This window comes from Spongiibacter marinus, assembly GCF_016906995.1.
GTDB lineage: Bacteria > Pseudomonadota > Gammaproteobacteria > Pseudomonadales > Spongiibacteraceae > Spongiibacter > Spongiibacter marinus.
This window is the reverse complement of the sequence record NZ_JAFBBD010000024.1, coordinates 1-1,675: the sequence shown is the minus strand read 5'-3', so window position 1 is coordinate 1,675 and position 1,675 is coordinate 1. Positions and strand designations below refer to the sequence as shown.

General features: G+C 60.6%; 1 protein-coding gene. It reads right to left on the bottom strand.

Going from position 1 to position 1,675, the window contains the following annotated elements:
* Positions 1-146: 146 nt before the first annotated feature.
* Positions 147-1,424, bottom strand: a complete 1,278-nt coding sequence (locus HNR64_RS16965; RefSeq protein WP_204997565.1) for a hypothetical protein — start codon at positions 1,422-1,424, stop codon at positions 147-149.
* Positions 1,425-1,675: the final 251 nt, after the last annotated feature.

Genomic DNA, 1,675 nt, shown 5'->3' with positions numbered 1-1,675 from the left:
TCGGTTGCTGGTGGTTTTGGTCGATTACTATCAACCGATAACCCGCCTGTTTTTGCAACCTACCCACCTGAATTTACGAAGAACCAAAAAAAAGCGCGGCTTAAGCCGCGCAAATCTCGTACGTCTGGAGGACGAACAAGTACAACTTACATTGCCAATTCCGCAGTAATGAACGGAATGGGTGGCAACAATGTGATTTGCGGATTCAGCAAAGTCCCGCCTTCAGTAAAGTAAGCCGGTACAGAGGCTGGGTCGTCGGCCATTACACCTACCACCGGAATCAGCGTGAATACCAAATCTGGCCCCAAGGTGTCCTGAAAGCCCGCTAATGACTGCGGATCAGCAGCGATTGCGGTACCAAAGTCCTGCAGGGCAACGACAATGCTCTCGATCTTCGCTGGGCTAAAGTAATCAACAAAGCCTTGGAACTGGGGTGGGATGCCACCGCTACCGCCGCCCATGCCCGGAATAGGCAGAGCATCTAAGCCAGGAATGCTCGGTGCGCCGCCACCGCCGAGGCCAGCGAGGGCATCAAACAAGGGTGCCAAAGCGTCCAGCCCGGGTGCGCCGCCACTACCACCGTCCATGCCGGGAATAGGCAGGGCATCTAAGCCAGGAATGCTTGGTGCGCCGCCACCGCCAAGACCAGCGAGGGCATCAAACAACGGTGCTAAGGCGTCCAGTCCGGGTGCGCCGCCGCTACCACCGCCCATGCCGGGGATAGGCAGAGCATCTAAACCGGGAATGCTTGGTGCGCCGCCACCGCCGAGGCCGGCGAGGGCATCAAACAACGGTGCCAGGGCATCCAGTCCGGGTGCGCCGCCGCTACCGCCGCCCATGCCGGGGATAGGCAGAGCGTCTAAACCGGGAATGCTTGGCGCGCCGCCACCACCGAGACCAGCGAGGGCATCAAACAAGGGTGCCAGGGCATCCAGTCCGGGTGCGCCGCCGCTACCGCCGCCCATGCCGGGAATAGGCAGAGCGTCTAAGCCGGGCAGGCTTGGCGCGCCGCCACCGCCAAGACCAGCGAGGGCATCAAACAAGGGTGCTAAGGCGTCCAGTCCGGGTGCGCCGCCGCTACCGCCGCCCATGCCGGGAATAGGCAGAGCGTCCAGACCGGGCAGGCTCGGCGCGCCGCCACCGCCGAGGCCGGCGAGGGCGTCAAATAAGGGTGACAGGGCGTCTAAGCCCGGGGCACCACCGAGAGAATCGAGCCCGGGGAGGCCGCCGTCGGGCAAGCCGTCAAGCCCTGGCAGTCCGCCGCCACCCAGTGAATCCAGGGGCAGGGCGCTAAGGCCGGGAATACTGCCCAACAGGCCCGTCAATGCGTCCAGTGGCAGAGGAGCGGTTTGCGCGTGTCCCGCGCTAGAGGCCGCGAGCGCAACGCTCAGGGCCAGGGTGTTTTTAATCTTTTTAAATGGCATGAGAAGTCTCCCTTCATCCTTAATTATTACTTTGAGCGGAGCGAGATCACGACACCGCCTGTCTGCGAGATACCGCTAGGTGTCGCTCTAGAAATATCACGGACAGCGCTTGTTGCGTCTTAGTTGTGATTTGAACAGGGAGTAGTACGAATGTACCTAGGGAAGGTCTGCACAACCTCCAGAATTTGAGATAATCCTGCGAACACCCATTTCAACCGGACTACTGCATGAGCCAGCTTACCTTTGCCGAA

Coding starts and splice junctions, on each gene's coding strand:
- HNR64_RS16965 (WP_204997565.1), bottom strand. CDS start 1,424: ATGCCATTTAAAAAGATTAAAAACACCCTGGCCCTGAGCGTTGCGCTC.